Origin of the sequence: Streptomyces sp. TLI_55 (genome assembly GCF_900206255.1) — a bacterium.
In the GTDB taxonomy this organism is placed as follows: Bacteria; Actinomycetota; Actinomycetes; order Streptomycetales; family Streptomycetaceae; genus Streptomyces; species Streptomyces aquilus.
Genome location: NZ_OAOJ01000001.1, coordinates 2138018 through 2162640, shown reverse-complemented (window position 1 = coordinate 2162640; position 24623 = coordinate 2138018). Strand labels below are relative to the sequence as shown.

The window sequence follows — 24623 nt, the reverse complement described above, 5'->3', positions numbered from 1 at the left end:
CATCACTCTGCACCTGGAGAAAGCGCTTCCCGCACCGCGTACCGAACCGATCGGAGAACAGTCATGGCCCAAGCCGCAGCCGTGGCGAAACCGCCCGCGCCACCCCGGCGGCGCCGTGCCTCCGCCACCCCGCGCAGGCTTCCTTACCTGTTGATCGCACCGGCCGCCCTGCTCATGCTGGGCTTCATCGCCTACCCGGTGATCAGCGTCTTCTACTACAGCCTGCAGCACTACAACCCGACCAAGCCGTGGCGCAACGGCTACGCGGGCTTCGACAACTTCACGAAGATCTTCACCGACGACCCGGCCTTCTGGGACACCCTGACCTTCAGCGCCAAGTGGGTCTTCGTCGAGGTCGGCCTCCAGCTGCTGTTCGGGCTCGCGCTGGCGCTCATCGTCAACCAGACCTTCGTCGGGCGGGGGCTCGGCCGGGCGATGGTCTTCTCGCCGTGGGCCGTCTCCGGCGTGCTGACCTCCGCGATCTGGGTGCTGCTCTACAACTCCCAGACCGGGATCACCCGTTACCTCGCCGACCTGGGCATCGGGTCGTACGGCACGAGCTGGCTGTCGGACACCTCGACCGTGTTCCCGGCGGCGATCGTCGCCGACCTGTGGCGCGGGGTCCCCTTCTTCGCGATCCTCATCCTCGCCGACCTCCAGTCCGTCTCCAAGGACCTGTACGAGGCCGCCGAGGTCGACGGGGCGAGCCGCCTCAAGCAGTTCTGGCACATCACGCTGCCGCACCTGAAGGACGCGATCGTGCTGTCCACGCTGCTGCGCGCGGTCTGGGAGTTCAACAACGTCGACCTGCTCTACACCCTCACCGGCGGCGGCCCGGCCGGTGAGACGACGACCCTGCCGCTCTACATCGCCAACACCTCGGTCGACGCCCACAACTTCGGCTACGCGTCCGCCCTGACCACGGTGGCGTTCGTGATTCTTCTCTTCTGCTCGATGGTCTATCTGCGCCTGAGCAAGTTCGGAGGCGAGGACAAGTGAGCGTCAAGGAAGCCACCCCGGTCGTGTCCGCGGCCCGCACGGCTCCGCCGCCGCCCCGCCCCAAGGCCGGGCAGCGCGCCTGGGACGACGTGCCCCGCTGGCAGATCTACCTCCCGCTGTCGATCTACCTGCTCTTCACCCTGATCCCGTTCTACTGGATCCTGCTCTTCGCGCTCCGCCCGACCGGGTCCACCTCGCTGGTGCCCTGGCCCATGACCTTCGACCACTTCGAGAAAGTGTGGACCGACCGCGAGTTCGGCACCTACTTCCAGAACAGTGTCCTCGTCGGTGTCGCCACCCTGGTCATGACGACCCTGGTCGCGCTGGCCGGTGGCTACGCCCTCGCGCGGTTCGACTTCAAGATCAAGCGGGCGTTCATGCTGGGGCTGCTGTGCTCCCAGTTCGTGCCGGGCGCGTTGCTGCTGGTGCCGCTGTTCGAGATCTTCGCCAAGATCCAGATGATCAACTCGCTGGGCAGCGTGATCATCGCCGAGACGGTCTTCCAGCTGCCGCTGTCGATCATCCTGATCAGCAACTTCATCAAGAACGTGCCCCCTTCCCTGGAAGAGGCGGCCTGGGTGGACGGCTGCAACCGCCTCACCGCGTTCCGGATCGTCGTGCTGCCGCTGCTGCGGCCCGGTCTGATCGCCGTCGGCTCCTTCGCCTTCGTGCACTCCTGGAACCATTTCCTGTTCGCCCTGATGTTCCTCAACAACCCCGAGAAGCAGACCATCCCGGTCGGCCTCAACACCCTGATGGGCGCGGACAGCGTCGACCTCGGCGCGCTCGCCGCGGGCGGCATCATCGCGGCCGTACCGGTGGTCCTCGTCTTCGCCTTCATCCAGAAGTGGCTGATCACCGGCTTCAGCGCGGGGGCGGTGAAGGGATGATGAGGATCCGTCAGATGTGCGTCGGCGCGGGGGCGTCGGGGCTGCCGGGTGTGCCCGCGCACGCCGACGCCGGGGACATCGGCCGAGACGCCCTTTCCGCGAACGACGGCCGGGCCTCGGAAGGCACGGGCATCACCGGTGGCTCCGCTGTTGCTGCCGACCCCGCCTACGGCGGCCACCTGAGCCGCGCCGACCACGCGACGGACGGCTACGACGGCGACACGTACCTCGCCACCCATGACCCCCGCGCCTGGGGTTCCGCGGCCGGCCGGACGCCTACTCTGCACGCAAAGATCGACAACGCCGACGCGGCCCACCGACCGGTGGCGCGCGGCGCGGGCGCGGGGAGGCTTCCATGAGCACCGTAGACATCGTCCTGGCGGGCGCGCGCGGCCATGGCCGCTGGCATCTGGAGAACATCCGCCGGCTCCAGGACAAGGGGATCGTGCGGCTCGCGGGCATCTGCGAGCTGACCCCGCTGGAGGCCACGGAGGTCCCGGAGGGGCTCGGCACGCCCGAGCAGTCCGCCGACTTCGGTGCCCTGCTCGACTCCACCGGCGCCCGGATCGCGGTGATCTGCACGCCGATCCCGACCCACACGGACCTGGCGCTGGAAGCGGCCCGGCGGGGTGTGCACCTCCTGCTGGAGAAGCCGCCGGCGCCGTCGTACGCGGAGTTCCGGCGGATGGCCGACGGGGTCGCCGCGGCCGGGGTCGTCTGCCAGATCGGCTTCCAGTCGCTCGGCTCGCACGCCGTGCCCGCGATCCGGCGGCTGATCGCCGAAGGCGCGATCGGGGAGATCTCCGGGATCGGCGGCGCGGGCGCCTGGGCCCGCCCGGAGTCCTACTACCGGCGCGCCCCCTGGGCCGGCAAGCGGCGCCTGAACGGCGTCGACGTCGTCGACGGCGCGCTCACCAACCCCCTCGCGCACGCCGTCGCCACCGGGCTCGCCCTGAACGGCTCCACGCGCGCCGAGGACGTCACCGACATCCGGACCGAGCTGCTGCGCGCCAACGACATCGAGTCCGACGACACCTCGTGCGTCCGCGTCACCACGGCACAGGGCCGCCCGGTCACCGTCGCGGCGACGCTGTGCGCCGAGCACCCGGGCGACCCGTACGTCCTCGTGCACGGCAGCCGCGGCCGGATCACGTTCTGGTACAAGCAGGACCGCGTCCTGCTCCAGCGCGCGGGCCACGGGCCCGAGGAGTACGAGTACGGCAGCACCGACCTGCTGGAGAACCTCGTCGACCATCTCACCGACGGCACCGACCTGCTCGTCCCCCCGGACGAGACCGGTGCCTTCATGAAGGTCGTCGAGGCCATCCGCACCGCCCCCGACCCGGCCCCGCTGCCCCGCGCCGCCTGGCACCTGGTGGCCGACCGCCGGGTCGTCCCCGGCGTCGACGGCCTGGTCGCGGCCTCCGCCGACACCCTCGCCCTGTTCTCCGAGCTGGGCGCCCCCTGGGCGCCACCGAGAGAGGTGAGCACCTGATGACGGCCAACGACACCCCGGTCCTGCGCGTCGCGGGCCGCCCGGTCGGCCGCTGTGTCACCCGGCCCGAGCTGTCCCCCCGGCTCTCGCCGCGCCCCTACCTCCACCCGGTCACCACCCTGGCCGGCACGGCGGTCACCGAGCTCAGCCCCGCCGACCATCCGCACCACCTCGGCGTCGGTGTCGCCGTTCCCGACGTCGAGGGGCACAACTTCTGGGGCGGCCGCACCTACGTCCGCGACCAGGGTCCCACCGAGCTCGACAACCACGGCGCCCAGCGGCACACCGCGTTCCCGCTGCGCGACCCGGACGGCTTCGTGGAGGAGCTGCGCTGGGTCGCCGCGGGCGGCGAGCTGCTGCGCGAGCGCCGGACCGTGACGGCCACCGAACTCACCGACACCGCCTGGGCGTTGGACTTCGCCTTCGCGCTCACCAACGTCACCGACCGCCCCCTCTCGATCGGCAGCCCGGCCACCAACGGCCGCCCCGGAGCCGCGTACGGCGGCTTCTTCTGGCGGGCCCGCAAGGAGGAGCGGGCGCCGGACGTCTTCACCGCCGACACCGAGGGCGAACCCGAGGTGCACGGCCGGAGCGCCGACTGGCTCGCCCTCGCCGGCTCCACCTGGACGCTGGTCCTCGCCGGGGCCACCGAGCGGACCCGCCGCGACCCGTGGTTCGTGCGCACCGCCGAATACCCGGGCGTGGGCTCGTCGTTGGCGCACACCGAGCGGGTGCCGATCGCCGCCGGTGACACCCTCGTACGCCGGATCGTCACCGTCGTCGCCGACGGCCGCCTCGACCGGCACGGCGCCGCCGCGCTCGTCCGCAAGGCGGTGAGCCGGTGACCGCGACCTACACCAACCCGATCCTCGACGCCGACTGGTCCGACCCGGACGTCCTCCGCGTCGGCGACGACTTCTACCTCATCGCCTCCAGCTTCGGCCGCGCTCCCGGCCTGCCGCTGCTGCACTCCCGCGACCTCGTCCACTGGACCCTGGTCGGCCACGCCCTCGAACGCCTGGTGCCGGAAGCCGAATTCAGGACGCCGCGGCACGACTGCGGCGTCTGGGCACCGTCCTTGAGGTATCACGACGAACGCTTCTGGATCTTCTGGGGCGACCCCGACCAGGGCATCTTCCAGATCAACGCCCCCGAGATCAGGGGCCCTTGGACCCGCCCGCACCTGCTGAAGGAGGGCAAGGGCCTCATCGACGCCTGCCCGCTGTGGGACGAGGAGACCGGCGAGGCCTACCTCGTGCACGGCTGGGCCAAGTCCCGCTCCGGCGTCAAGAACCGCCTCACCGGCCACCGTATGTGCCCCGACGGCACCGAACTCCTCGACGAGGGCAAGGTGATCGTCGACGGCGACCGGATACCCGGCTGGTTCACCCTGGAAGGCCCCAAGCTCTACAAACACGACGGCTGGTTCTGGATCCTCGCCCCCGCCGGGGGAGTGGAGACCGGCTGGCAGGGCGCCTTCCGCTCGCGCGGGTTCTTCGGGCCGTACGAGGAGCGCGTCGTCCTGGAGCAGAAGGACACCGACGTCAACGGCCCGCACCAGGGCGGCTGGGTGCGCACGCCGTCCGGTGAGGACTGGTTCCTGCACTTCCAGCAGCGCGGCGCCTACGGCAGGGTCGTCCACCTCCAGCCGATGCGCTGGGATGCGGACGGCTGGCCGGTCCTCGGCGACGAGGGCGCCCCCGTCGCCGTACACCGCAGGCCGGATCTGCCGCCGCAGCCGTCCGCCGCGCCCGCCACCGACGACGACTTCCCCGGCGGACGCTTCGGCCGCCAGTGGAGCTGGACCGCCAAACCCGAGGACGGCTGGGCCACCCAGCACTCCGGCGACGGCCTCCGGCTGACCTGCGTCCGCTCGGCCGACGCGCACGACCTGCGCACACTGCCGAACGTCCTCACCCAGCGACTGCCGGGCACACCGTCCGCCGTCGAGGTCGAACTCCGCCTCGACAGCGAGGAACCGGGCGCGCGGGCCGGGCTGGTGGTGCTCGGGGACGCGTTCAGCTGGATCGGCCTGGAACGAGGCTCCGACGGCTCGGTCCAGGTCGTGCACCGGTTCGCCGAGGGCGTCGCCGAGCGCGAACGCGACGCCGCCCACCCGCGTCCCGCCCCCGAGGGACGGGTGGGGCTGCGGATCGAGATCGGCGCGGGCGCCCGCTGCCGCTTCTTCTACGACACCGGCGCCGGCCCGCACCCCTCGGGCCCCGTCTTCGCCGCCACCCCCTGGCGCTGGGTGGGTGCCCTGCTCGGCCTCGTCGCCCTCGCGCCGACCGGGCACGGGCCCGCGGGCACGGCAACGTTCACGCGGTTCAGGATCACCTCCCTGTAACTCACCTCGTACGCACGCCTCCATGACGCACCTCCAAGGCAAGCGCTTGCCGAGACCGGAAGTCCCGGTCGAAGAAGTGTCTGATCCAGCAGAAGAGAGCCGACCCATGAAGATCAACATCCGCAGAAGCAGGCGCGCCGCCGTGGCCGTCGCCCTTGGTTCCGTCCTCGCCCTGACCGCCACCGCCTGCGGTGACGACGGCAGCGGCACCGGCGGTGACAAGGGCGACGAGGGCAGCGGCAAGGGCAAGATCGTCTTCTGGGACAACAACGGCGGTGTCCGCACCGACGCCTGGAAGGCGATCATCGCCGACTTCGAGAAGGCCAACCCGGACATCGACGTCGAGTACGTCGGCATCCCCTCCGCGGACTACCAGTCCAAGGTCGAGACGGCCATCCAGGGCGGCGGTCTGCCGGACGTCGGCGGTGTCGGCGCGGCGATGATCGCCAGCTTCTCCGCGCAGAAGGTGCTGGAACCGGTCGACGACCGGCTCGCCAAGTCCTCCCTCGACGGCAAGCTCAACGAGGACATGCTCACCTCGCTGAAGGCGGCCGGCGGCGTCGACGACACGCTGTACTCGGTGCCGACCTCCGCGAACAACGGTGTGCTGTACTACCGCACCGACCTGTTCAAGAAGGCGGGCCTGGACGAGCCGACGACCTGGGACAAGTTCTACGAGGCCGCGGGGAAACTGACCAACGCCAAGAAGAACGAGTTCGGTTACACCATCCGCGGCGGCGCCGGCTCCATCGCCCAGGCACTGGACGCGATGTACGGGCAGAGCGGCATCACGTCCTTCTGGGACGGCGACAAGACCACCGTCAACGACCCGAAGAACGTCGAGGCGCTGGAGAAGTACGCCGCGCTCTACAAGAAGGACACCCCGTCCGCGGACCTCAACAACGACTTCACCAAGATGGTCGCCCAGTGGGATTCCGGCACGATCGGAATGCTCAACCACAACCTGGGTTCGTACCAGGACCATGTGAAGTCGCTCGGCGTCGGCAAGTTCCGCGGAATTCCGCAGCCGATCGGCCCCTCCGGCAAGCGTGTGCAGGTGTCCAACCCCGTCGACGGCATCGGCCTGTTCAAGAGCTCCAAGAACAAGGAAGCGGCCTGGAAGTTCATCGAGTTCGCGGTCTCGCACGCGGCGAACTCGAAGTTCAACGAGTCCGCGGGGCAGGTCCCGGCGAACAACGAGGCCGCCGAGGACGCGTGGATCTCGAAGGCCGAGCCCACGAAGCTGGCCGCCGCCGCGCTGACCGACGGGTCGACCACCATCGTTCAGCTGCCGTACTACCTGCCCGACTGGGGGACCATCTCCAAGGCCGACAACGAGCCGAACTTCCAGAAGGTGCTGCTCGGGAAGATGAGCGCGAAGGACTTCCTGGACACGCTGGCCGACCAGTTGAACGACGCCCAGGCGGAGTGGAATGCGCAGAAGGGCTGATCAGTGAGGTCGTTTCGGTACGAAGGGCATCGCATGTCAATTTCGCGCCGTCGGGTCACGGCGGCAGCTCTTGCCGCCGTTCCTCTCGCCCTCGCGGCCACCGGTACCGCTCAGGCCGCCTCCCGTCATCGCACTCTCTACATCGCCGGTGACTCCACCGCCGCACAGAAATACGCCGACGCCGCTCCCGAGACCGGGTGGGGCATGGCCCTTCCCTTCTTTCTGCACAAGGACCGGCCCGTCGCCAACCACGCGGTGAACGGGCGGAGTTCGAAGAGTTTCGTGGACGAGGGCCGACTCGACGTGATCCTCGCGGCCCTTCGGCCCGGGGACTTCCTCCTCGTCCAGTTCGGGCACAACGACGAGAAGTCCGCCGACCCGACCCGGTACACCGAGCCGTGGACGACGTACCAGGACCATCTGCGGCTGTACGTCGACGGTGCCCGCGCCCAGGGTGCGCGGCCCGTCCTCGCCACCCCCGTCGAGCGGCGGAAGTTCGACGCGGCCGGCAAGGCCCTGCCGACCCACGGCGACTACCCGGCGGCAATGCGCGCGCTGGCCCGGGAGGAGGGCGTGGCGCTGCTCGACATCCAGGCGCTGTCCCTCGCCCTGTGGCAGCGGCTCGGGGTCGAGGAGACCAAGACGTACTTCAACTGGACCGCGACCGAACAGGACAACACGCACTTCAACCCGCCGGGCGCGATCGCCGTGGCGCGGCTGGTGGTGCGGGAGCTGCTGCGGACGCGGGTGCTGCGTCCGCAGGACGTCCGCCGCCTGGACGACGAGATCCCCACGTCCTGGATCACCTGGCCCGAAGCCGCCGGGTAACCGGCCCCACCACTTGAGAAAAGAGAGCCGCACCATGAACACACAGAAATGGCATGGGCATGTCACAGTGACGTCGGTCGCGCGCGCTGCCGCCGCCGTGGTCGGCTGCACGGCCCTCGTCCTCGTCCTCGCCGTCACCGGCCCCGGTGCCCAGGCACAGGGACGGGACCTCGCCCGGCAGACCCTGCCGGCCGACGACGGCTGGGCCTCGTACGGCACCGGCACCACCGGCGGCGCCAAGGCCGACGCCGACCACGTGCACACCGTCTCCACCTGGGCCGAGTTCAAGGCCGCCCTCGCCGCCGACGGTGACGCGCCGAAGATCATCAAGGTCAGGGGGACCATCGACGCCGTCTCCGAGGGCTGTGACTCCTTCGCCGCCGAGGGGTACGACTTCGACGCCTACCTCGCCAAGTACTCACCGGAGGCCTGGGGCCTCGACACCGACCTGTCGGCCGAACCCACCGACAGTCCGGAAGGGCTGCGGGCGGCTTCCGCCGCCAATCAGAACAAGGTCATCAAGGCCGCCGTCCCCGCCAACACCACCATCGTCGGCATCGGCAGGAACGCCGGCTTCAAGGGCGCCAGCCTCCAGATCACCGGCGTCGACAACGTCATCGTCCGCAACCTGACCTTCGAGAGCCCCGTCGACTGCTTCCCGCAGTGGGACCCGACCGACGGCGACAAGGGCAACTGGAACTCCGAGTACGACACCGCCGTCGTCTACGGCTCCACCCACGTGTGGATCGACCACAACACCTTCACCGACGGCTCCCACCCCGACAGCGCCGCGCCCACCTACTTCGGCATGCTCTACCAGCAGCACGACGGTGAGCTGGACATCGTCAAGGGCGCCGACTACGTCACCGCCTCCTGGAACGTCTTCGCCGACCACGACAAGACGATCCTCATCGGCAACAGCGACAGCGCCGCCACCGCGGCGATCGACCGGGGCCACCTGAAGGTGACGTTCCATCACAACCTGTTCTCGAACCTGGTCGAGCGCGCGCCGCGCGTCCGCTTCGGGCAGGTCGACTCGTACAACAACCACTTCGTGGCGAACGGCGACTACGTCTACAGCTTCGGCATCGGCAAGGAGTCCCAACTCGTCACCGAGCACAACGCGTTCACCCTGCCGGACGGGATCAGCGCGGCCAAGGTGCTCAAGCGGTGGAACGCGTCGCCGCTGACCGCCGCCGACAACACCGTGAACGGCCGGGTCACCGACCTGATCGCCGTCCACAACGCGGAGCTCCCGGCCGAGACCCTGGAGTCCGGCGCCGGCTGGACGCCGACCCTGCGCACCAAGGTCGACCCGGTCAGGGCCGTCCCGGCGATCGTCGACCACCGCGCGGGCGCGGGCAACGCCTGCTGACGTCTGCCGGCTGCTCGCCACCTGAACGGCCGGGGCGGACCGCGTCGTGCTCACATCCCGAGCGCGTCCGCCCCGGCACCCCCCACGCGAGGAAACCCCCTGCCGAGCCGCACTCGCCCTCCCAAGGAGCACCCGCATGTCCTCGCCCCACGCTCAACTCCCCCTGTCCAGAAGGGGATTCCTGCTGGCGGGCACCGGCGCGACCGCCGCCCTCGCCCTCGCCCCCACCCCCGCCCCCGCCCTCGCGGGCCCCCGCCCCTTCGGCCGCTTCGGCTCCCCGGCCAGACGCCTGACCCCGCGCACGCTCTACGTCGACACCCGGGGCCGCGGCGACCACACCACCGTCCAGGCCGCTGTCGACGCCACCACCGGCAGCGGCTGGACCCTGGTCATCGCGCCGGGCACCTACCGGGAGACCGTCAGCCTCGACGCCACTCGCACCGAGACCACCTGGATCGGCGCCTCGGAGGACGCCCGCGACGTCGTCATCGTGTACGACAACGCGGCCGGCACCCTGAAACCCGACGGCTCGGGAACGTACGGCACGACCGGCTCGGCCACCACCACCCTCCGGGCCGACGGCTTCACCGCGCGATGGATCACCTTCGCCAACGACTGGCTGCGCGCCGACCACCCCGACATCACTGGCACCCAGGCGGTCGCCCTCAAGGTCATGGGCGACCGCTCCGCCTTCCACCACTGCCGCTTCCTCGGCCACCAGGACACCCTGTACGCCGACTCCCTCGCCCTGACCGTCTTCGCCCGCCAGTACTTCTCCCACTGCTACGCCGAGGGGGACGTCGACTTCGTCTTCGGCCGGGCCACCGCGGTCTACGAGCACTGCCACTTCCGCACCCTGGACCGCGCCGACCTGGCCGCCGCCCCGTACGGCTTCGTCTTCGCGCCCTCCACGGCCCGCGCCAACCCCTACGGCTACCTGGTCACGGGGAGCCGTGTCAGCAGCGAGGCCCCGGACGCGTGCTACAAACTGGCCCGCCCCTGGGTGCCGAGCTCCGACGCCACCGCTCGGCCCGGCCTCACCGTCCGGAACACCCACCTGGGTGCCGGCATCGACGCGGTCGCGCCCTACACGAACATGTCCGACTCCTCTCCGTGGCAGAACCAGCGCTTCGCCGAGTACCGCAACGCCGGCCCCGGCGCCGAGATCACCGTCCCCGAGAACCGGCCCCAACTCACCGACGAGCAGGCCGAGTCGGCGACCCGCGAGGCCTGTCTCGGCGACTGGCGGCCCTGGAAGGAGGCGTGCTGACATGCGTCGACGCACCCTGCTGACGGGCCTGACCGCGGGCCTCCTGGGGGTCGGCTCCGCCGACGCCCTCGCGGCCGGCCGACGCGTCCTGCACGTCCGGCCCGGTGACTCCGTGCAGGCCGCGGTGGACGCGGTGACCGGCCCCGGCCGGACGATCGTCGTGCACCCGGGGACGTACCGCGAGGTCGTCGACGTACCCGCCGACAAGGCCGAGTTGACGATCCGCGGTGCCTCGCGCGACCCGCGCGACGCCGTCATCGTGTACGACAACGCCAACGGCACGAAGAAGCCCGACGGGACGACCTACGGCACCGCGGGCTCCGCCACCTTCACCTCGGCGGCCCCCGGCCTCACCGTCCGCGACCTCACCCTCGCCAACGACTGGCTGCGCGCCGACCACCCCGAGATCACCGGCACCCAGGCGGTCGCGGCCTGCACCTACGGCGACCGCACCCACTTCGAGAACGTCCGGCTCCTCGCTCACCAGGACACCCTCTTCGTCGACACGACCGCGCTGACCTCCTTCGACCGGCAGTACTTCCACCGCTGCCACATCGAGGGCGACGTCGACTTCGTCTTCGGCCGGGCCACCGCCGTCTTCGAGGACTGCCACTTCCACACCCTGCAACGGGAGGTCACCTTCACCCCGAAGGGCATGGTCTTCGCCCCCTCCACCGCCCGGGCCAACCCGTACGGCATCCTCGCCGTCCGCTCCCGCATCACCTCCGGTGCCGAGGACGCGGCGTACAAGCTCGCGCGACCCTGGGTACCGTCGTACGAGACCACCGCCTGGCCGTCCCTCGTCGTCCGGGACACCCGCATCGGCCCCGGCATCGACCCGGTCACTCCGTACACCAACATGCGGGAGCAGTACCCCTGGCAGACCATGCGCTTTCGGGAGTACCGCAACTCCGGCCCGGGCGCGGTGATCACGGTCCCGGAGAACCGGCCTCAACTCTCATCGGACGAAGCCGAGTCGCACACCAAGGAGGCCTACCTCGGCGACTGGCGTCCCAGGAGGCCGTATGGGCACTCCTGACCGTCTCTACGAGGACCTGAAGAAACACCTCGACTTCCCCCTGGCCTGGGGGACTTCGCCGATCAGTGACTTCCGGGAGTGGCGGCGGACGGCCCGCGCGACGGTCGAGGCGCACCTGCTCGTGGAGCGGCAGGACGAGACGCCGTACGCACCCGAGTACGGCGACCGGGCTCAAACCGACGCCTACACACAGGAGTTGGTCACCCTCTCCCTCACCCGGCACGAACGCGTCCGTGGCGCCCTGCTCACCCCGCACGGCCCCGGTCCGTTCCGTGCGGTGCTGCTCCTGCACGATCACGGGGCCAGGTTCGACATCGGCAAGGAGAAACTCGTCCGGCCCTGGTACGACGGCACCCGGCTCGCCGCCGCACAGGCCTGGGCCGACCAGTACTTCAGCGGACGCTTCGTGGGCGACGAACTCGCCCGGCGCGGCTGCACGGTCCTCTGTCTCGACGCGCCGGGCTGGGGCGACCGCGGCCCGATCACTTACGAGGGCCAGCAGGCCCTCGCCTCCACCTACTACCACCTCGGCTGCTCCCTCGCCGGACTCATGGCCCGCGAGGACGCCCGCGCCGCCGGCTTCCTGGCGGGCCTGAACCGCGGGCGCGGTGTCGCCGCCGTCGGCTTCTCCATGGGTGCCTTCCGCGCCTGGCAGACCGCCGCGCTCAGCGACGCCGTCTCCGCGACGGCCGCCGTCTGCTGGATGACCGGCCTCAAGGACCTGCTGGTGCCCGGCAACAACACGCTGCGCGGGCAGTCGTCGTACTACATGCTCCACCCCGGGCTGCCCCGGTTCCTCGACTTCCCCGACGTGGCGAGCATCGCCGCACCCAGGCCGATGCTCTTCTTCGACGGCGGGCTCGACCCGCTGTTCCCCGCCGACGGCGTCCGGATCGCGTACGACAAGCTGCGCGCCGTCTGGCACTCCCGCCACGCCGAGGAGCGGTTGCACCTCAGGACCTGGCCCGAGCTCGGCCATGTCTTCGCCGACCGCATGCAGGACGAGGTCTTCGACTGGCTCGACCACGTCCTGTGATCCCCCCATCCCCGCAGTACGAGAAAGGACCCGCACTCCATGTCTCGTCGTACCGCTCTCCTCGCGACGGCCGCCCTCGCCCTCGGCTCCGGCATCGCCGTCCTGCCCACCCAGGCACAGGCCGCGACGGTGGTCGTCGCCAACTCCACCGACCTGTCCAACGCCCTCAAGAACGCCACCGCCGGCACCGTCATCCAGGTCCGCGGCGGCACCTACTACCCGACCGCGACCCTCCAGTCCACCGCCAACGGCACGTCGTCGAGCCCGATCCAGCTCACCGCCTACGGCAGCGAGACCGTGAAGATCGACGGGTCCTCGCTGCCCGACGGCGACTGGATCTTCAAGCTGACCGCGGACTACTGGAACGTCTCCAACCTCACCTTCCAGAACTCCCCGGACAGCGCGGTCGTCTGCCAGTCCTGCACGGGGACCAACTGGAACAACATCAAGACCATCAACGGCGGCGACTCCGGCTTCACGCTCACCGGCGACGGCACCGTGAACAACACCGTCAAGAACATCGACTCCTACGGCAACTACGACGCCGCCAACCATGGCGAGAACGCCGACGGCGTCGCCGTGAAGTTCGGGTCCGGCACCGGCAACCTGATCACCGGCGCCCGCCTCTACAACAACAGCGACGACGGCATCGACCTCTGGTCCTTCTCCTCGCCCGTCACCATCGAGCACACCTGGTCCTTCGGCAACGGCGTCAACCGCTGGTCCGACTCCGCGTTCGCGGGCGACGGCAACGGCTACAAACTGGGCGGCGACGGCGAGGTCGTCGCGCACGTCGTCAACAACTCGGCCGCCTGGGGCAACGCCGGCAACGGCTTCACCGAGAACTCCAACACCGGCGCGATCGTCATCAACCGCACCACCGCCTACGCCAACAGCAAGTGGGGCTACTACTTCGCCACCGGCTCCGCGAAGCTCGGCAAGAACCTCGCGGTGAGCAACGGCAGCGGCCGGGTCAGCAAGGGCTCCTCGGTGACCTCGGCCGGCAACAACTGGGACTCCGGGGTCCCGACCCCGTCCTTCCTCTCCACCGACGCGTCGACGACGTACAACGCCCGTAGTGCGAGCGGCACTCTGCCCGCGACGACGTTCCTCACGACCGGCTCGACGTCCATCGGCGCCACGATGAACTGACGGCCCTTTCCCACGACCGGGGCGCTTGACCCGTTTTTTGCCCGGGGATGAGGTATCGATCGGGCAACGGGTCTCGCGCCCGCCGTGGTGACGCGCGTAGAACTTTGTCATGCATAAGCCACTGCGTATCGCGGCCATCGCCGCCGCGTGTGCCGTCGCCGGCGCCGGCCTCTACGGGGCCGGTGCGGCCACCGCCGGTCAGTCGACGGCGAACAGCACCCACGAGCCCTACAACATCGGGCTCCTGGTCAAGGACATCGACACCTACTACGGCACCGCGCTCGACGCCAATGGTGTCTACCAGGCGTCCCCGGACAGCCAGTACGCCAAGGACCTCGCGGCTCTCGACAAGTCCGCGCGCAAGTACATAGACCAGGCGGCCCGCAAGGCCCACCACAAGGGCGAGAAGCCCGCGGTCGTCTTCGACATCGACGACACGCTGCTGCTCAGCCTCGACTACGAGAAGCGTTACAACTACACGTACAACTCGGCCACGTGGGCCGACTACGTGAACAAGGCCGACCGCCCGGGTGTCTTCGGCAGCGCCGAGCTGGTCCAGTACGCCGCGTCCAAGGGCGTCGAGGTCTTCTACAACTCCGGTCTCTCCGAGGCGCAGCGCACCGCGGCCGTGGCGAACCTGAAGAAGATCGGCGCCGATGTGAACCTCGACACCGACCACGTGTTCCTCAAGGACAAGGCGAACCCGCCGGCCTACCTGAGCGCGTGCGCCACGCCGGGCACCTGGACCTGCACGACCGTGCAGTACAAGGGCGGCACCCGCAAGCACATCGAGGACGACCTCGGGTACGAGATCATCGCCAACTTCGGCGACCAGTACTCGGACCTGGACGGCGGCTACGCCGACCGCACCTACAAGCTGCCGAACCCGACGTACTTCGTCAGCTGATCCCCGGGTCGGAAACGCCCCCGTCAGTCGTCACTGACGGGGGCGTTCGCGTCGCCGGCCGAGGGGGGCTCTGCCGGCGGCTGCTGACCGAGGGGGGCTCAGGTCAGCAGGTCTGTGTACTGCTTTTGACGTTGAAAGCGACCGAAAGGTTGTTCCCTCTGCATGAATCAGATGATCCTTGCGCCTTCTGGTCGCCACGGGTGGCGAAAAGGTTGCCGCGTCTTTGGGATTTTTTGCGAACCCCTGCGCGGCGGGGCCTACGAGCTGCCGTTGTCCGCCGTGAAGTCGCCCTTCACCGCGAGCTGTGCGCCGCCGGCCGTACCGGTCGCCGTGTAGGCGTCGTCGCCCGCGTCCCGGCCGTCGCGCCCCTTGTTGTACTGGCCCGCGAACACCCACTCGCCCTGGGGGACCTTGCGGCCCTCCTTGAGCGTCCAGGTGTAGACGAGGAAGCCGTCCTGCTCCTCGGTGGTGAGGGTGAAGTCGTCCTCCGGCAGCGTGCGCCAGGCGCCCGTCGAGGCCACCCCGCCGGTCTGCGCGATCTTCAACCGCACGGTGAGCGCGGTCAGTTCCTCGGAGGTCTTCAGGGTGAGGTTGCTCTGCGCCCAGAAGTCGTTGCTGTGCGGGTCGACCGCACCGTCCGACCACAGGGGGCCGTCCTCCGCGCCGGGGGCGGTGACCGGCGGCTTCGCGGTCGCGGAGGGCGCCTTCGCGGTGGGGGTCGTACGCGGCTTCTCGGTCCTCCGGGTCTCGCCCGGCTGCGAGGCCGACGGATGGATCGGTGCCCGGGTCGTCGCGTCCGGGGACGGCTCGGGCGTGGCCGTGGTCGCGACCGTCTGCTCCGGGGCGTCGTCCTTCACGGCCGAGGCGACCGCGTAGCCCCCGAGGCCGAGCACACAGGCGACCGCGGCCGTCGCGGAGACCACCCGCACCCAGCCGAGCGCCGGCGGCCGGGTGGCCCGGTGGTCGGGCTGGGTCTGCCCGGCCATGCCGCGCTCGACCCGCGCCAGGATGCGCGCCCGGTCCGGCTCGTGCTGCCCGGCCGCCTCCTGCAGTCGGGCGCGCAGTTCGTCGTGCACGTCCTGCTGCCTCATCGGTTCCGTCCTACGCTCTCGCCGCCGCGCGCCATCGCCACGTGCGCCTTCCGGGGTGCGTCCGCGGAGCCGAGCAACCGCTGGAGTTCGGCCATGCCCTTGGACGTCTGGGACTTAACCGTACCCACGGAAACACCCAGGGCGAGAGCGGTCTCCTTCTCCGACAGGTCGAACGCGTGCCGGAGCACCACGCAGGCCCGTTTGCGGAACGGGAGCCGGCGCAACGCCTCCTGGACGTCCACGACTCCCGCTATGTCCGGGTTCTCGGTTCTCTCCTCGCGCTGGGACCAGAACAGGGCGATCCGCCGCCGCTCCCGCACGGTGCCGCGGATGCGGGTGCGGGCCAGATTGGCGACGACGCCACGGGCGTAGGCCACCGGTCGGTCGGCGGCGCGCACCCGGTCCCAGCGGTTCCAGAGCGCGAGCAGGGCGTCGGCCGCCAGGTCGTCGGCGGCGTCCGACTCCCCGGTCAACAGATGGGCGAGACGCGACAGTTCGGCGTAGTGGCGTTCGAAGAAGGCATGGAACTCCGCGGAGGCTGCGTCGTCGACGACCGTGCCCACGGGCGAAACCTCCCTGTGCCTGCCATGTGAATGACATGTGATCATCCGGAGGTGCCCGGATGAGATCCGGAAGCGTAGCAGTGGTGACCAGCGTGATTCGTACGGGGCTTCGAACGCAGTCTGGCGGGCCGACCCCGATTCCGTAACACGGTGAAAACCTGAAACGGGTTCAACGCGGGAACAATCCAGCCTGCATCCGCGCACCGAACATTCAGGCAACAAGGAGCACAGTCATGTCCGAGACGAAGCAGGCGACTGACCGGCCAACCGCCCCACCGCAGGGAGCGAACGGCGTCGACCGGTACTTCAGGATCTCCGAGCGGGGGTCCACCTTCGGCCGGGAGATACGCGGCGGCTTCGCCACGTTCTTCACGATGGCCTACATCCTTGTCCTGAACCCCATCATCCTGGGCAGCGCGAAGGACAAGTTCGGCCACCACCTCGACGCCGTCCAACTCACCACCGCCACCGCCCTGGTGGCCGCGGTGATGACGATCATCATGGGCGTCGGCGGCAACCTGCCGCTCGCGCTCGCCGCCGGCCTCGGGCTGAACGCGGTCGTCGCCTTCCAGATCGCCCCGCTGATGAGCTGGGACGACGCGATGGGCCTGGTCGTCCTGGAGGGCCTGCTCATCTGCGTATTGGTGGTCACCGGGCTGCGCGAGGCCGTGATGCACGCGATCCCGCAGCCGCTCAAGCAGGCGATCAGCGTCGGCATCGGCCTCTTCATCGCGTTCATCGGCTTCGTCGACGCCGGGTTCGTCAGCCGCATCCCGGACGCCGCGAACACCACGGTTCCGGTGCAGCTGGGCGGTACCGGCTCGCTCACCGGGTGGCCCGTCCTGGTCTTCTGCCTCGGCGTGCTGCTGACCATCGGACTCCTCGCCCGCAAGGTCAAGGGCGCGATCCTCATCAGCATCGTGACGATGACGATCCTCGCGATGATCATCAACTCGGCCGCGGACGTGAAGAGCTGGGGGCTGACCACGCCGGAGTGGCCGGACAAGCTGGTCGACACCCCCGACTTCGGACTGATCGGCCACTTCAGCCTGTTCGGCGCGTTCGACGCGGCGGGGGTCGGCATCGTCACCGTCGTCCTGCTGATCTTCACCCTCGTGCTGTCCGACTTCTTCGACACCATGGGCACGGTCGTCGGCATCAGCGCGGAGGCGGGCCTGCTCGACGAGGAGGGCAAGGTCCCGAACCTCGGCCGCGTGCTGCTCATCGACGGGGCGGCGGCGGTCGCGGGCGGCGCGGCGTCCTCCTCCTCCGCGACGTCCTACATCGAGTCGGCGGCGGGCGTGGGCGAAGGCTCGCGCACCGGCTTCTCGAACCTGATCACCGGCGGGCTGTTCGGGCTCGCGCTGTTCCTGACCCCGCTGCTGACCATCGTGCCGCTCCAGGCCGCCGCGCCCGCGCTCGTGGCCGTCGGGTTCCTGATGATGACCCAGGTCAAGAACATCGACTGGGACAAGTACGACATCGCGATCCCGGCGTTCCTGACGATCGCGGTGATGCCGTTCACGTACTCGATCACCAACGGGATCGGCGCCGGGTTCCTGGCGTACGTGGTGATCAAGGTCGTGCTCGGGAAGGCGAAGGAGATCCACTGGCTGCTGTGGGGGGTTTCGGCCTTGTTCCTCGTCTACTTCGCCATTGACCCCATTGAGCAGGTTCTCGGGGCCAAGTAAGCAACGGGACGTCTCAGTTCTTGACGGCCGCCTCCATCATGGCCTTGGCCACGGGGGCGGCCAAGCCGTTTCCGCTCACCTCCGAGCGGGCCGCGTTCGACTGCTCCACCAGCACCGCCACCGCGACCTCCTTGTCCCCGTTCTTGGCGTACGAGGTGAACCAGGCGTACGGCGTCTCGCTGTTGTTCTCGCCGTGCTGGGCCGTGCCCGTCTTGCCGCCCACCGTCACGCCGGCGATCCGCGCGTTCGTGCCCGTGCCGTCCTCGACGACCGTCTGCATCGCCGACTGGAGCTGCTCGGCGGTGCCGGAGCTGACGACCTGCTCGGTGGACGTGTCGTCGTCGTAGTCCTTCAGCATGTCGCCGCCGCTGTTGGTGAGCTGCGAGACCATGTGCGGCGAGACCAGCTTGCCGCCGTTGGCGATGGCCGCGGAGACCATGGCCATCTGGAGCGGGGTCGCGGTGACGTCGAACTGGCCGATGCCGGTGAGGGCCGTGGACGACTCGTTCATGTCCGAGGGGTAGACGCTGGTGTAGGCGCGGACGGGTACGTCCTGCTCCTTGTCGTTGAAGCCGAACTTCTCCGCCATCGCCCGCAGCTTGTCCTGCCCGAGGTCGTGCGCCATCTTCGCGAACACGTTGTTGCAGGAGTACCGCAGCGCCGTGCGGATCGAGGCGTCCTCGCAGGGCGCCGACCTGTTCTCGTTCTCCAGCTTGGTGACCGTGCCCGGCAGGGTGTACGGGTCGGGGCTGTCGGTGTGCTGGTCCACCGACGAGTACAGGCCGTCCTCCAGCGCCGCCGCCGCGACGACCAGCTTGAACGTCGAACCCGGCGCCACCGGCTGCCGCAGCGCGCGGTTGGTGAGCGGTTTGTCGGAGTCCTTGTTCAGCTTCTTCCACGCCGATCCGGCGGTGTTGGCGTCGGTCAGCGAGGACGGGTCGTACGACGGCGTGGACACCACCGCGAGGATCTGGCCGGTCTTCGGGTCGATCGCGACGGCCGCGCCCTTCTTGTCGCCGAGCGCGTCATAGGCGGCCTTCTGCACGGCCGGGTCGATCGTGGTGACCACGTTGCCCGGCTCGGCGCGCTGGTTGGTGAGGGTGTCCATGACGCTCTTCAGCCGACTGTCCGTGCCGTTGAGGAGGTCGGCGTAGATGCCCTCCAGCTGGGTCGGCGCGTACGCCTGCGAGGCATAGCCGGTCACCGCCGCGTACAGCTCGCCGTCCTTGTACGTGCGCTTGTACTTGAGGTCGCTCCCTGTCGTCCTCGCGGAACCGGTGATCGACTTACCGGCCACGATGATGTTCCCCAGCGGAGACGAGTACGTCTCGATCGCGTTCCGCCGGTTGTCGCTGTCGTCCGCCAGCGCCTGGCCCTCGTAGAACTGCACCCAGGTCGCCCGCAGCAGCAGAGCGAACACCAGCAGCAGCGCGAAGACCGACGCGCGCCTGATCGTCTTGTTCATCCCGCACTGGTAGACGAGCGGGCCGGAGCGAATCGTTCCCTTGCGTCCGGGTTTCTCATCGGACGTTCATCTGCGGCGCCCTCAGGCGTCCAGCCGCAGCACGACCTCGTCGATCTCCTCGCCGCGGGCGTGCGCGAAGCCCCGGTCGTGCGCCGACAGCCGGAAACCGCACTTCTCCAGCACCCGCCGCGACCCGGCGTTGTCCGCCGCCGCACGGGCGTACAGCGGGCGTTCGGTGATCTCGGCGAGCAGCGCCCCGAGGGCGGCCGTGGCGATCCCGCGTCCCCAGTACGCGCGGTCGATCCAGTAGGTGACCTCACGCTCACCGGGCTCCCCGTACACCGCCGCGCTGCCCACCACGTCACCGTCGACGAGGACGGTGCGGTTGACGGCGTCGGAGGCGAGGACCCGTTTCCAGTGGGCGTCGAACGCCTCGCGGTCGGCCGGGTCCCTCGGGACGAAGGCGGCCATGTGCAGGGACTCGGGATCGTTCATCTGCCGGAAGAAGACCGGCAGATCACTGTCGTGGACCTCTCGGAGCGCGATCTGCATGCCTCAGAGCCTACGGGTGGCCAGTGTCAGCCGGTCCCGGGCGTCGAACAGCGCGTCCTTGACCATCTGCTCATGGGCCGGCGTCAGCCGTGCCACCGGCACCGAGCAGCTGATCGCGTCCCGGGCCGGGGTGCGGTAGGGGATGGCCACGCCGAAGCAGCGCAGGCCCAGGGTGTTCTCCTCGCGGTCCACGGCGAAGCCCTGCTCACGGACCTGGTGCAGCTCCTCGATGAGCTTCTCCCGGTCGGTGATGGTGTTCTCGGTGAGCGCCGGGAGGGTCTCCGGGAGCATCTTGCGGACCTGTTCGTCCGAGTACGTGCTCAGCAGCGCCTTGCCGAGAGAGGTGGAGTGCGCGGGGAGGCGGCGGCCGACCCGGGTGAACGGGCGCAGATAGTGCTGGGACTGGCGGGTGGCGAGGTAGACGACGTTGGTGCCGTCGAGCCGCGCGAGGTGGATGGTCTCGGTGGTGTCGTCCGACAGCCGGTCCAGCGTGGGGCGCGCCGCCGCGACCACCTCGTCGCCGTCGATGTAGGAGGTGCCGACCAGCAGGGCGCGGACGCCGATGCCGTACCGCGTGCCCGTCGCGTCGGTCTCCACCCAGCCCAGCTCGACCAGGGTGCGCAGCAGCATGTAGAGGCTGGACTTCGGATATCCGACGGCCTCCTGGACCGCCGCGAGGGAGTGCATACCGGGGCGTCCGGCGAAGTACTCGAGCAGTTCAACCGTCCGTACAGCGGACTTGACCTGCGCGCCGCCCCCCGTCTCGCCAGCCGACATCGCCCTTGACCCCTTCGTTCGGCGGGAAATAGTCTCCAACAGCATATTCACCATCAGGGACAGCGTTCAGTATATCGAACAACCCTGGTGGATGACCAAGGAACTCTGTGGAGGGACCCGCGGTGGCAGCAGCACCAGTCTGGAGTGTCGACCCCCGAACCGGGAAGCAGCGTGAACAGGTTGCGGTGGAGGCCACAGCCCAGGAGGTGGACGCCACCGTCCGCGCCGCGCACGACGCCCGCGCCTCCCTCGCCGACCGCACGGTCCGCGCCGCGTTCCTGCGCACCGCCGCCGACAAGCTGGAGGCCGCCAAGGACCAGCTCGTCGAGGCCGCGGACGCCGAGACCGCGCTCGGCCCGGTCCGCCTCACCGGCGAACTCGCCCGCACCTGCTACCAGTTGCGCGCCTTCGCGGGCATCGTCGACGAGGGCGCCTTCCTCGACGTCGTGATCAACCACCCCGACGACACCGCGACCCCGCCGATCCCGGACCTGCGCCGTTACAAGGTGCCCCTCGGCGTCGTTGCCGTGTACTCGGCCTCCAACTTCCCCTTCGCCTTCTCCGTCGCCGGCGGCGACACCGCGAGCGCGCTCGGCGCCGGCTGCCCGGTCGTCGTCAAGGCCCACCCCGACCACCCCGGCCTGTCCGAGCTGGTCGCTGCGGTGCTGCGCTCGGCGGCCGCCGAGCACGGCATCCCGGCCGGCGTCGTCGGTCTCGTCCACGGCTTCGAGGCGGGCGTCGAGCTGGTCAAGCACCCGCTGGTCGCGGCGGCCGGCTTCACCGGTTCCATCCGCGGTGGCCGCGCGCTGTTCGACGCGGCGGCGGCCCGCCCGGTCCCGATCCCCTTCCACGGCGAGCTGGGCTCCCTGAACCCCGTGGTCATCACCGAGGCCGCCGCCGCCGAGCGCGCGGAGGCCATCGGCGCCGGCCTCGCCGGCTCGATGACGCTGGGCGTCGGCCAGTTCTGCGTGAAGCCGGGCCTGGTGCTGGTGCCGGCCGGCGCCGCGGGCGACGGCCTGGTCAAGTCCCTCACCGACGCCGTCAGCGACACCGACGCCGGGGTCCTGCTCGACCACCGCATGCGGGACAACTTCATCGCGGGCGTCGCCGAGCGCGTCGAGCTGCCCGACGTCGAGTCGCCGGTGACGCCGGGCGCGGGCGGCGAGCACACCGTCAGCGCGGGCTTCCTCACGGTCGCCGCCGACAAGCTGACCGAGGAGGGCGCCTACGACCTGCTCCTGGAGGAGTGCTTCGGCCCGGTGACGGTCGTCGCCCGCTACGAGGACGACGACCAGGCCCGTGCCGTGCTCTCCCGGCTGCCGGGCAACCTCACGGCGACGGTTCATCTGTCGACCGAGGAGGCCGCCGGCGAGGGCCGCGGCGCGGAGATCCTGGCGGAGCTGACGCCGCTGGCCGGCCGCGTGCTGGTGAACGGCTGGCCGACGGGCGTGGCCGTGGCAGCGGCCCAGCATCACGGCGGCCCCTATCCGGCCACGACGTCCACGTCGACTTCCGTGGGCGGTACGGCCATTGAGCGGTGGATGCGGCCTGTGGCCTACCAGGGCGCGCCGGAGGCGCTGCTTCCGCCGGAGCTGCGGGACGACAACCCGCTGGGGCTTCCCCGCCGTTTCAACAACCACCTCGAACGCTGAACCCCCGGGGCCGCACGGAGAAAGGGAAGCTGGGAAACTCTGAGCATGGACGTGGAACTTCCTGAACTTCCTTTCTCTCTCCGGACTTACGGCCCCGACGGCCACTGGTCGTACGAGGACAGAGTCCTCACCGGTTGGGCGGGCGCGCGGCAGGACCGCTTCGTCCCGCCCACCGACGAGGCCCTCGACCCCGCCTCCGACGCTCCGCGTCTTCTCGGCGCGCCGGAAGGGGACTTCCAGCTCATAGCCCGGGTCACCGTCGGGTTCGGCGCGTCCTTCGACGCTGGGGTGCTCTACGTCCATGTCGGGGACCGGGCCTGGGCCAAGCTCTGCCTGGAGTACTCCCCGGACGTGCCCACCGTCTGCACGGTGGTCACCCGGGGGCACTCCGACGACGCCAACTCCTTCACGGTGGAAGGCAGTTCGGTCTGGCTGAGAGTGAGCCGGACCGGGCGGGCGTTCGCCTTTCACGCCTCCCGGGACGGCAAGCGGTGGACCTTCGTCCGGCTCTTCACCCTCGGCGAGGAGAAGGAGACCGGCGCAGCCCTCGTCGGCTTCATGACCCAGTCGCCGATGGGGGAGGGGTGCGTGGTGACGTACGACCACCTGGAGTTCCGCCCCAACTGGATGCAGGACCTGCGAGACGGAAGCTGAACAGCCAGGTCACCGCGAACAGCGCGGCGCCGATCCCCAGGCTCATCCGCATCCCCGCGACGAACCCGCCCGACACCAGCGCCCCGAACACGGCGATCCCCAGCCCGCCGCCCACCTGCCGCGCCGAGTTGAGGACCCCGGCCGCGAGACCGGCCCGCTCGGCCGGCACCGCCTCCATCATCACGGCGGTCAGCGGCGGGACCGTCAGGGCGCAGCCGAGCGCCATCGGTACGAGGAGCAGGGCCACCAGCACCGGAGGAGTGTCCGCCCCGACCGACAGCAGAAGCAGCAGCCCAACGACCGCCACGCCCTGCCCGATCAGCATCGGCAGCCGTGGCCCGTACCGGCCCGCCAGCTTGCCGGAGACCACGTTCGTCGCCCCGATCAGCGCGCTCATCGGCAGGAACAGCAGCCCGGCGTAGAGCGCGGAGCGGCCCTGGACCTGCTGGAAGAAGAGCGAGAAGACGAACACCACGCCGTAGAAGGCCACGCTGCACGCCGTTCCCGCCGCGACCGCCACGGAGATGTTCCGGCTGCGGAAGAGTCCGAGCGGGACGACGGGATGAGGCTGGCGCCGCTCGATCCGCAGGAAGAGCAGACCGGCCACCACGGCAACCACCAGCGCCACGAGCCCGGTTGCGCCGCCCTCGATCACCGCGAACGTCAGCGCGGTCAGCGTCACCACCGCCGCCACCTGCCCCGGCAGATCGAGGGGCGCGGGCCGCGGCCGTGAGCGGGGCGCCCGGACCAGCAGCGCCAACGCCACCGCGCCCAGCGGCAGGTTGACGAAGAAGATGCCCCGCCAGTCCCAGGCCGTCGTCAGCGCACCGCCCGCCACCGGGCCGAGGGCCACCGCGACCGAGCCGCCCGCCGCCCAGACGGCCACCGCCCGCGCCCGTCGCGCGGGGTCGTCGTACGCCTGCCGCACGAGAGCCAGCGACGCCGGCAGCACGACCGCCGCCGCGACGCCCTGCACCACCCGCGCGCCGATCAGGGCCGCCAGGTTCGGGGCCAGCCCGCAGGCCGCCGAGGCGAGGCTGAAGAGGGCGATACCGAGCGCGTACGCCCGACTCGCCCCGACGCGGTCCGCGAAGGCGCCCGTGGAGAGCATCAGGGCGGCGAAGGCGAGGGTGTAGGCGTCGACGACCCACTGGAGCCCGGTCATGCCGCCGCCCAGCGAGGAGCCGACGGCGGGGAGGGCCACGTTCACCACGGACGCGTCCAGGGTGATCAGCGCGAAGCCGAGGAGGGCGGCGGTGAGGGCGAGGGTGGGCGCGGGCTTCATGGGAGGCGGGTCCCCCGGCCGCGCGGGGAGGTGATGTTGCTTGGCCGGATGATGGCTCGACTGTTGACTCGGCATGACCTCATGCTGCGGATCTTCGCCGTCGTA

Annotated in this window: 23 protein-coding genes; 17 read left to right on the top strand and 6 right to left on the bottom strand. The window is 70.2% G+C overall.

Annotated features, from left to right (window positions below):
• Positions 1-63: 63 nt before the first annotated feature.
• From CRP56_RS10080 to CRP56_RS10015, 14 genes are all read left to right on the top strand, one after another.
• Entirely contained in the window at positions 64-999 is a 936-nt protein-coding gene (locus CRP56_RS10080) for a carbohydrate ABC transporter permease (RefSeq protein ID WP_097262396.1), read from the top strand.
• The gene (locus CRP56_RS10075) at positions 996-1889 is read left to right on the top strand and encodes a carbohydrate ABC transporter permease (RefSeq protein ID WP_097262394.1); all 894 of its coding nucleotides are present in this window, start codon (positions 996-998) and stop codon (positions 1887-1889) included. Before CRP56_RS10080 ends, CRP56_RS10075 begins: the two co-directional genes overlap by 4 nt.
• Positions 1886-2248, top strand: a complete 363-nt coding sequence (locus CRP56_RS10070) for a hypothetical protein (protein ID WP_143664894.1) — start codon at positions 1886-1888, stop codon at positions 2246-2248. Before CRP56_RS10075 ends, CRP56_RS10070 begins: the two co-directional genes overlap by 4 nt.
• Entirely contained in the window at positions 2245-3384 is a 1140-nt protein-coding gene (locus CRP56_RS10065; RefSeq protein WP_097262389.1) for a Gfo/Idh/MocA family protein, read from the top strand. Before CRP56_RS10070 ends, CRP56_RS10065 begins: the two co-directional genes overlap by 4 nt.
• Positions 3384-4229, top strand: coding sequence for a PmoA family protein (locus CRP56_RS10060; protein WP_097262385.1), 846 nt, complete (start codon positions 3384-3386; stop codon positions 4227-4229). The genes CRP56_RS10065 and CRP56_RS10060 overlap by 1 nt, the downstream gene beginning before the upstream one ends.
• A complete protein-coding gene (locus tag CRP56_RS10055) occupies positions 4226-5731 on the top strand; it encodes a glycoside hydrolase family 43 protein (protein WP_097262384.1) in 1506 nt (501 codons plus the stop codon). Before CRP56_RS10060 ends, CRP56_RS10055 begins: the two co-directional genes overlap by 4 nt.
• A 106-nt stretch (positions 5732-5837) precedes the next feature.
• Positions 5838-7181, top strand: coding sequence for an ABC transporter substrate-binding protein (locus CRP56_RS10050; protein WP_097262381.1), 1344 nt, complete (start codon positions 5838-5840; stop codon positions 7179-7181).
• Positions 7182-7214: 33 nt separating this feature from the next.
• The gene (locus CRP56_RS10045; protein WP_097262379.1) at positions 7215-8009 is read left to right on the top strand and encodes a rhamnogalacturonan acetylesterase; all 795 of its coding nucleotides are present in this window, start codon (positions 7215-7217) and stop codon (positions 8007-8009) included.
• A gap of 34 nt (positions 8010-8043) precedes the next feature.
• Positions 8044-9384 carry a pectate lyase family protein gene (locus CRP56_RS10040; RefSeq protein WP_097262376.1) on the top strand — a complete coding sequence of 447 codons (1341 nt, stop codon included), beginning with the start codon at positions 8044-8046 and terminating at the stop codon, positions 9382-9384.
• A gap of 136 nt (positions 9385-9520) precedes the next feature.
• Entirely contained in the window at positions 9521-10654 is a 1134-nt protein-coding gene (locus CRP56_RS10035; RefSeq protein WP_097262374.1) for a pectinesterase family protein, read from the top strand.
• 1 nt (position 10655) lies between these two features.
• A complete protein-coding gene (locus tag CRP56_RS10030) occupies positions 10656-11693 on the top strand; it encodes a pectinesterase family protein (RefSeq protein ID WP_097262372.1) in 1038 nt (345 codons plus the stop codon).
• Positions 11680-12729 carry a dienelactone hydrolase family protein gene (locus CRP56_RS10025; protein ID WP_097262370.1) on the top strand — a complete coding sequence of 350 codons (1050 nt, stop codon included), beginning with the start codon at positions 11680-11682 and terminating at the stop codon, positions 12727-12729. The genes CRP56_RS10030 and CRP56_RS10025 overlap by 14 nt, the downstream gene beginning before the upstream one ends.
• A gap of 39 nt (positions 12730-12768) precedes the next feature.
• Complete coding sequence (locus CRP56_RS10020; RefSeq protein ID WP_097262368.1) at positions 12769-13881, top strand: right-handed parallel beta-helix repeat-containing protein; 1113 nt, start codon at positions 12769-12771, stop codon at positions 13879-13881.
• A gap of 109 nt (positions 13882-13990) precedes the next feature.
• Positions 13991-14788 (top strand): HAD family acid phosphatase, encoded by a 798-nt coding sequence (locus tag CRP56_RS10015; RefSeq protein WP_097262367.1) that lies wholly within the window; start codon positions 13991-13993, stop codon positions 14786-14788.
• Between the two features lie 257 nt (positions 14789-15045).
• Here the strand turns inward: CRP56_RS10015 and CRP56_RS10010 are convergent, their stop codons facing one another.
• Positions 15046-15879 carry a hypothetical protein gene (locus tag CRP56_RS10010; RefSeq protein ID WP_097262365.1) on the bottom strand — a complete coding sequence of 278 codons (834 nt, stop codon included), beginning with the start codon at positions 15877-15879 and terminating at the stop codon, positions 15046-15048.
• A complete protein-coding gene (locus tag CRP56_RS10005; protein ID WP_097262363.1) occupies positions 15876-16442 on the bottom strand; it encodes a SigE family RNA polymerase sigma factor in 567 nt (188 codons plus the stop codon). Before CRP56_RS10005 ends, CRP56_RS10010 begins: the two co-directional genes overlap by 4 nt.
• 233 nt (positions 16443-16675) lie before the next feature.
• On the opposite strand from CRP56_RS10005, the gene CRP56_RS10000 reads away from it, so the two are divergent.
• Positions 16676-18133, top strand: coding sequence for an NCS2 family permease (locus tag CRP56_RS10000; protein WP_097262361.1), 1458 nt, complete (start codon positions 16676-16678; stop codon positions 18131-18133).
• Positions 18134-18146: 13 nt separating this feature from the next.
• Here the strand turns inward: CRP56_RS10000 and CRP56_RS09995 are convergent, their stop codons facing one another.
• The 3 genes from CRP56_RS09995 to CRP56_RS09985 all read right to left on the bottom strand — a co-directional run bounded on the left by CRP56_RS09995 (position 18147) and on the right by CRP56_RS09985 (position 20927).
• Positions 18147-19598: a peptidoglycan D,D-transpeptidase FtsI family protein gene (locus CRP56_RS09995; protein WP_097262360.1), complete on the bottom strand. Its 1452-nt coding sequence runs from the start codon at positions 19596-19598 to the stop codon at positions 18147-18149.
• An 81-nt stretch (positions 19599-19679) separates the two neighbouring features.
• On the bottom strand, positions 19680-20150 hold the full coding sequence (locus tag CRP56_RS09990; RefSeq protein WP_097262358.1) for a GNAT family N-acetyltransferase: 471 nt from the start codon (positions 20148-20150) through the stop codon (positions 19680-19682).
• A gap of 3 nt (positions 20151-20153) precedes the next feature.
• Positions 20154-20927 (bottom strand): IclR family transcriptional regulator, encoded by a 774-nt coding sequence (locus CRP56_RS09985; protein ID WP_030956770.1) that lies wholly within the window; start codon positions 20925-20927, stop codon positions 20154-20156.
• Positions 20928-21049: 122 nt separating this feature from the next.
• Between CRP56_RS09985 and CRP56_RS09980 the strand changes: the two genes are divergently transcribed.
• Entirely contained in the window at positions 21050-22579 is a 1530-nt protein-coding gene (locus CRP56_RS09980; RefSeq protein WP_097273890.1) for an aldehyde dehydrogenase (NADP(+)), read from the top strand.
• 45 nt (positions 22580-22624) lie between these two features.
• Complete coding sequence (locus CRP56_RS09975; RefSeq protein ID WP_097262357.1) at positions 22625-23233, top strand: DUF1349 domain-containing protein; 609 nt, start codon at positions 22625-22627, stop codon at positions 23231-23233.
• Here the strand turns inward: CRP56_RS09975 and CRP56_RS09970 are convergent.
• Entirely contained in the window at positions 23136-24593 is a 1458-nt protein-coding gene (locus CRP56_RS09970) for an MFS transporter (protein WP_097262355.1), read from the bottom strand. The genes CRP56_RS09975 and CRP56_RS09970 overlap by 98 nt on opposite strands.
• Between the last annotated feature and the right edge of the window lie 30 nt (positions 24594-24623).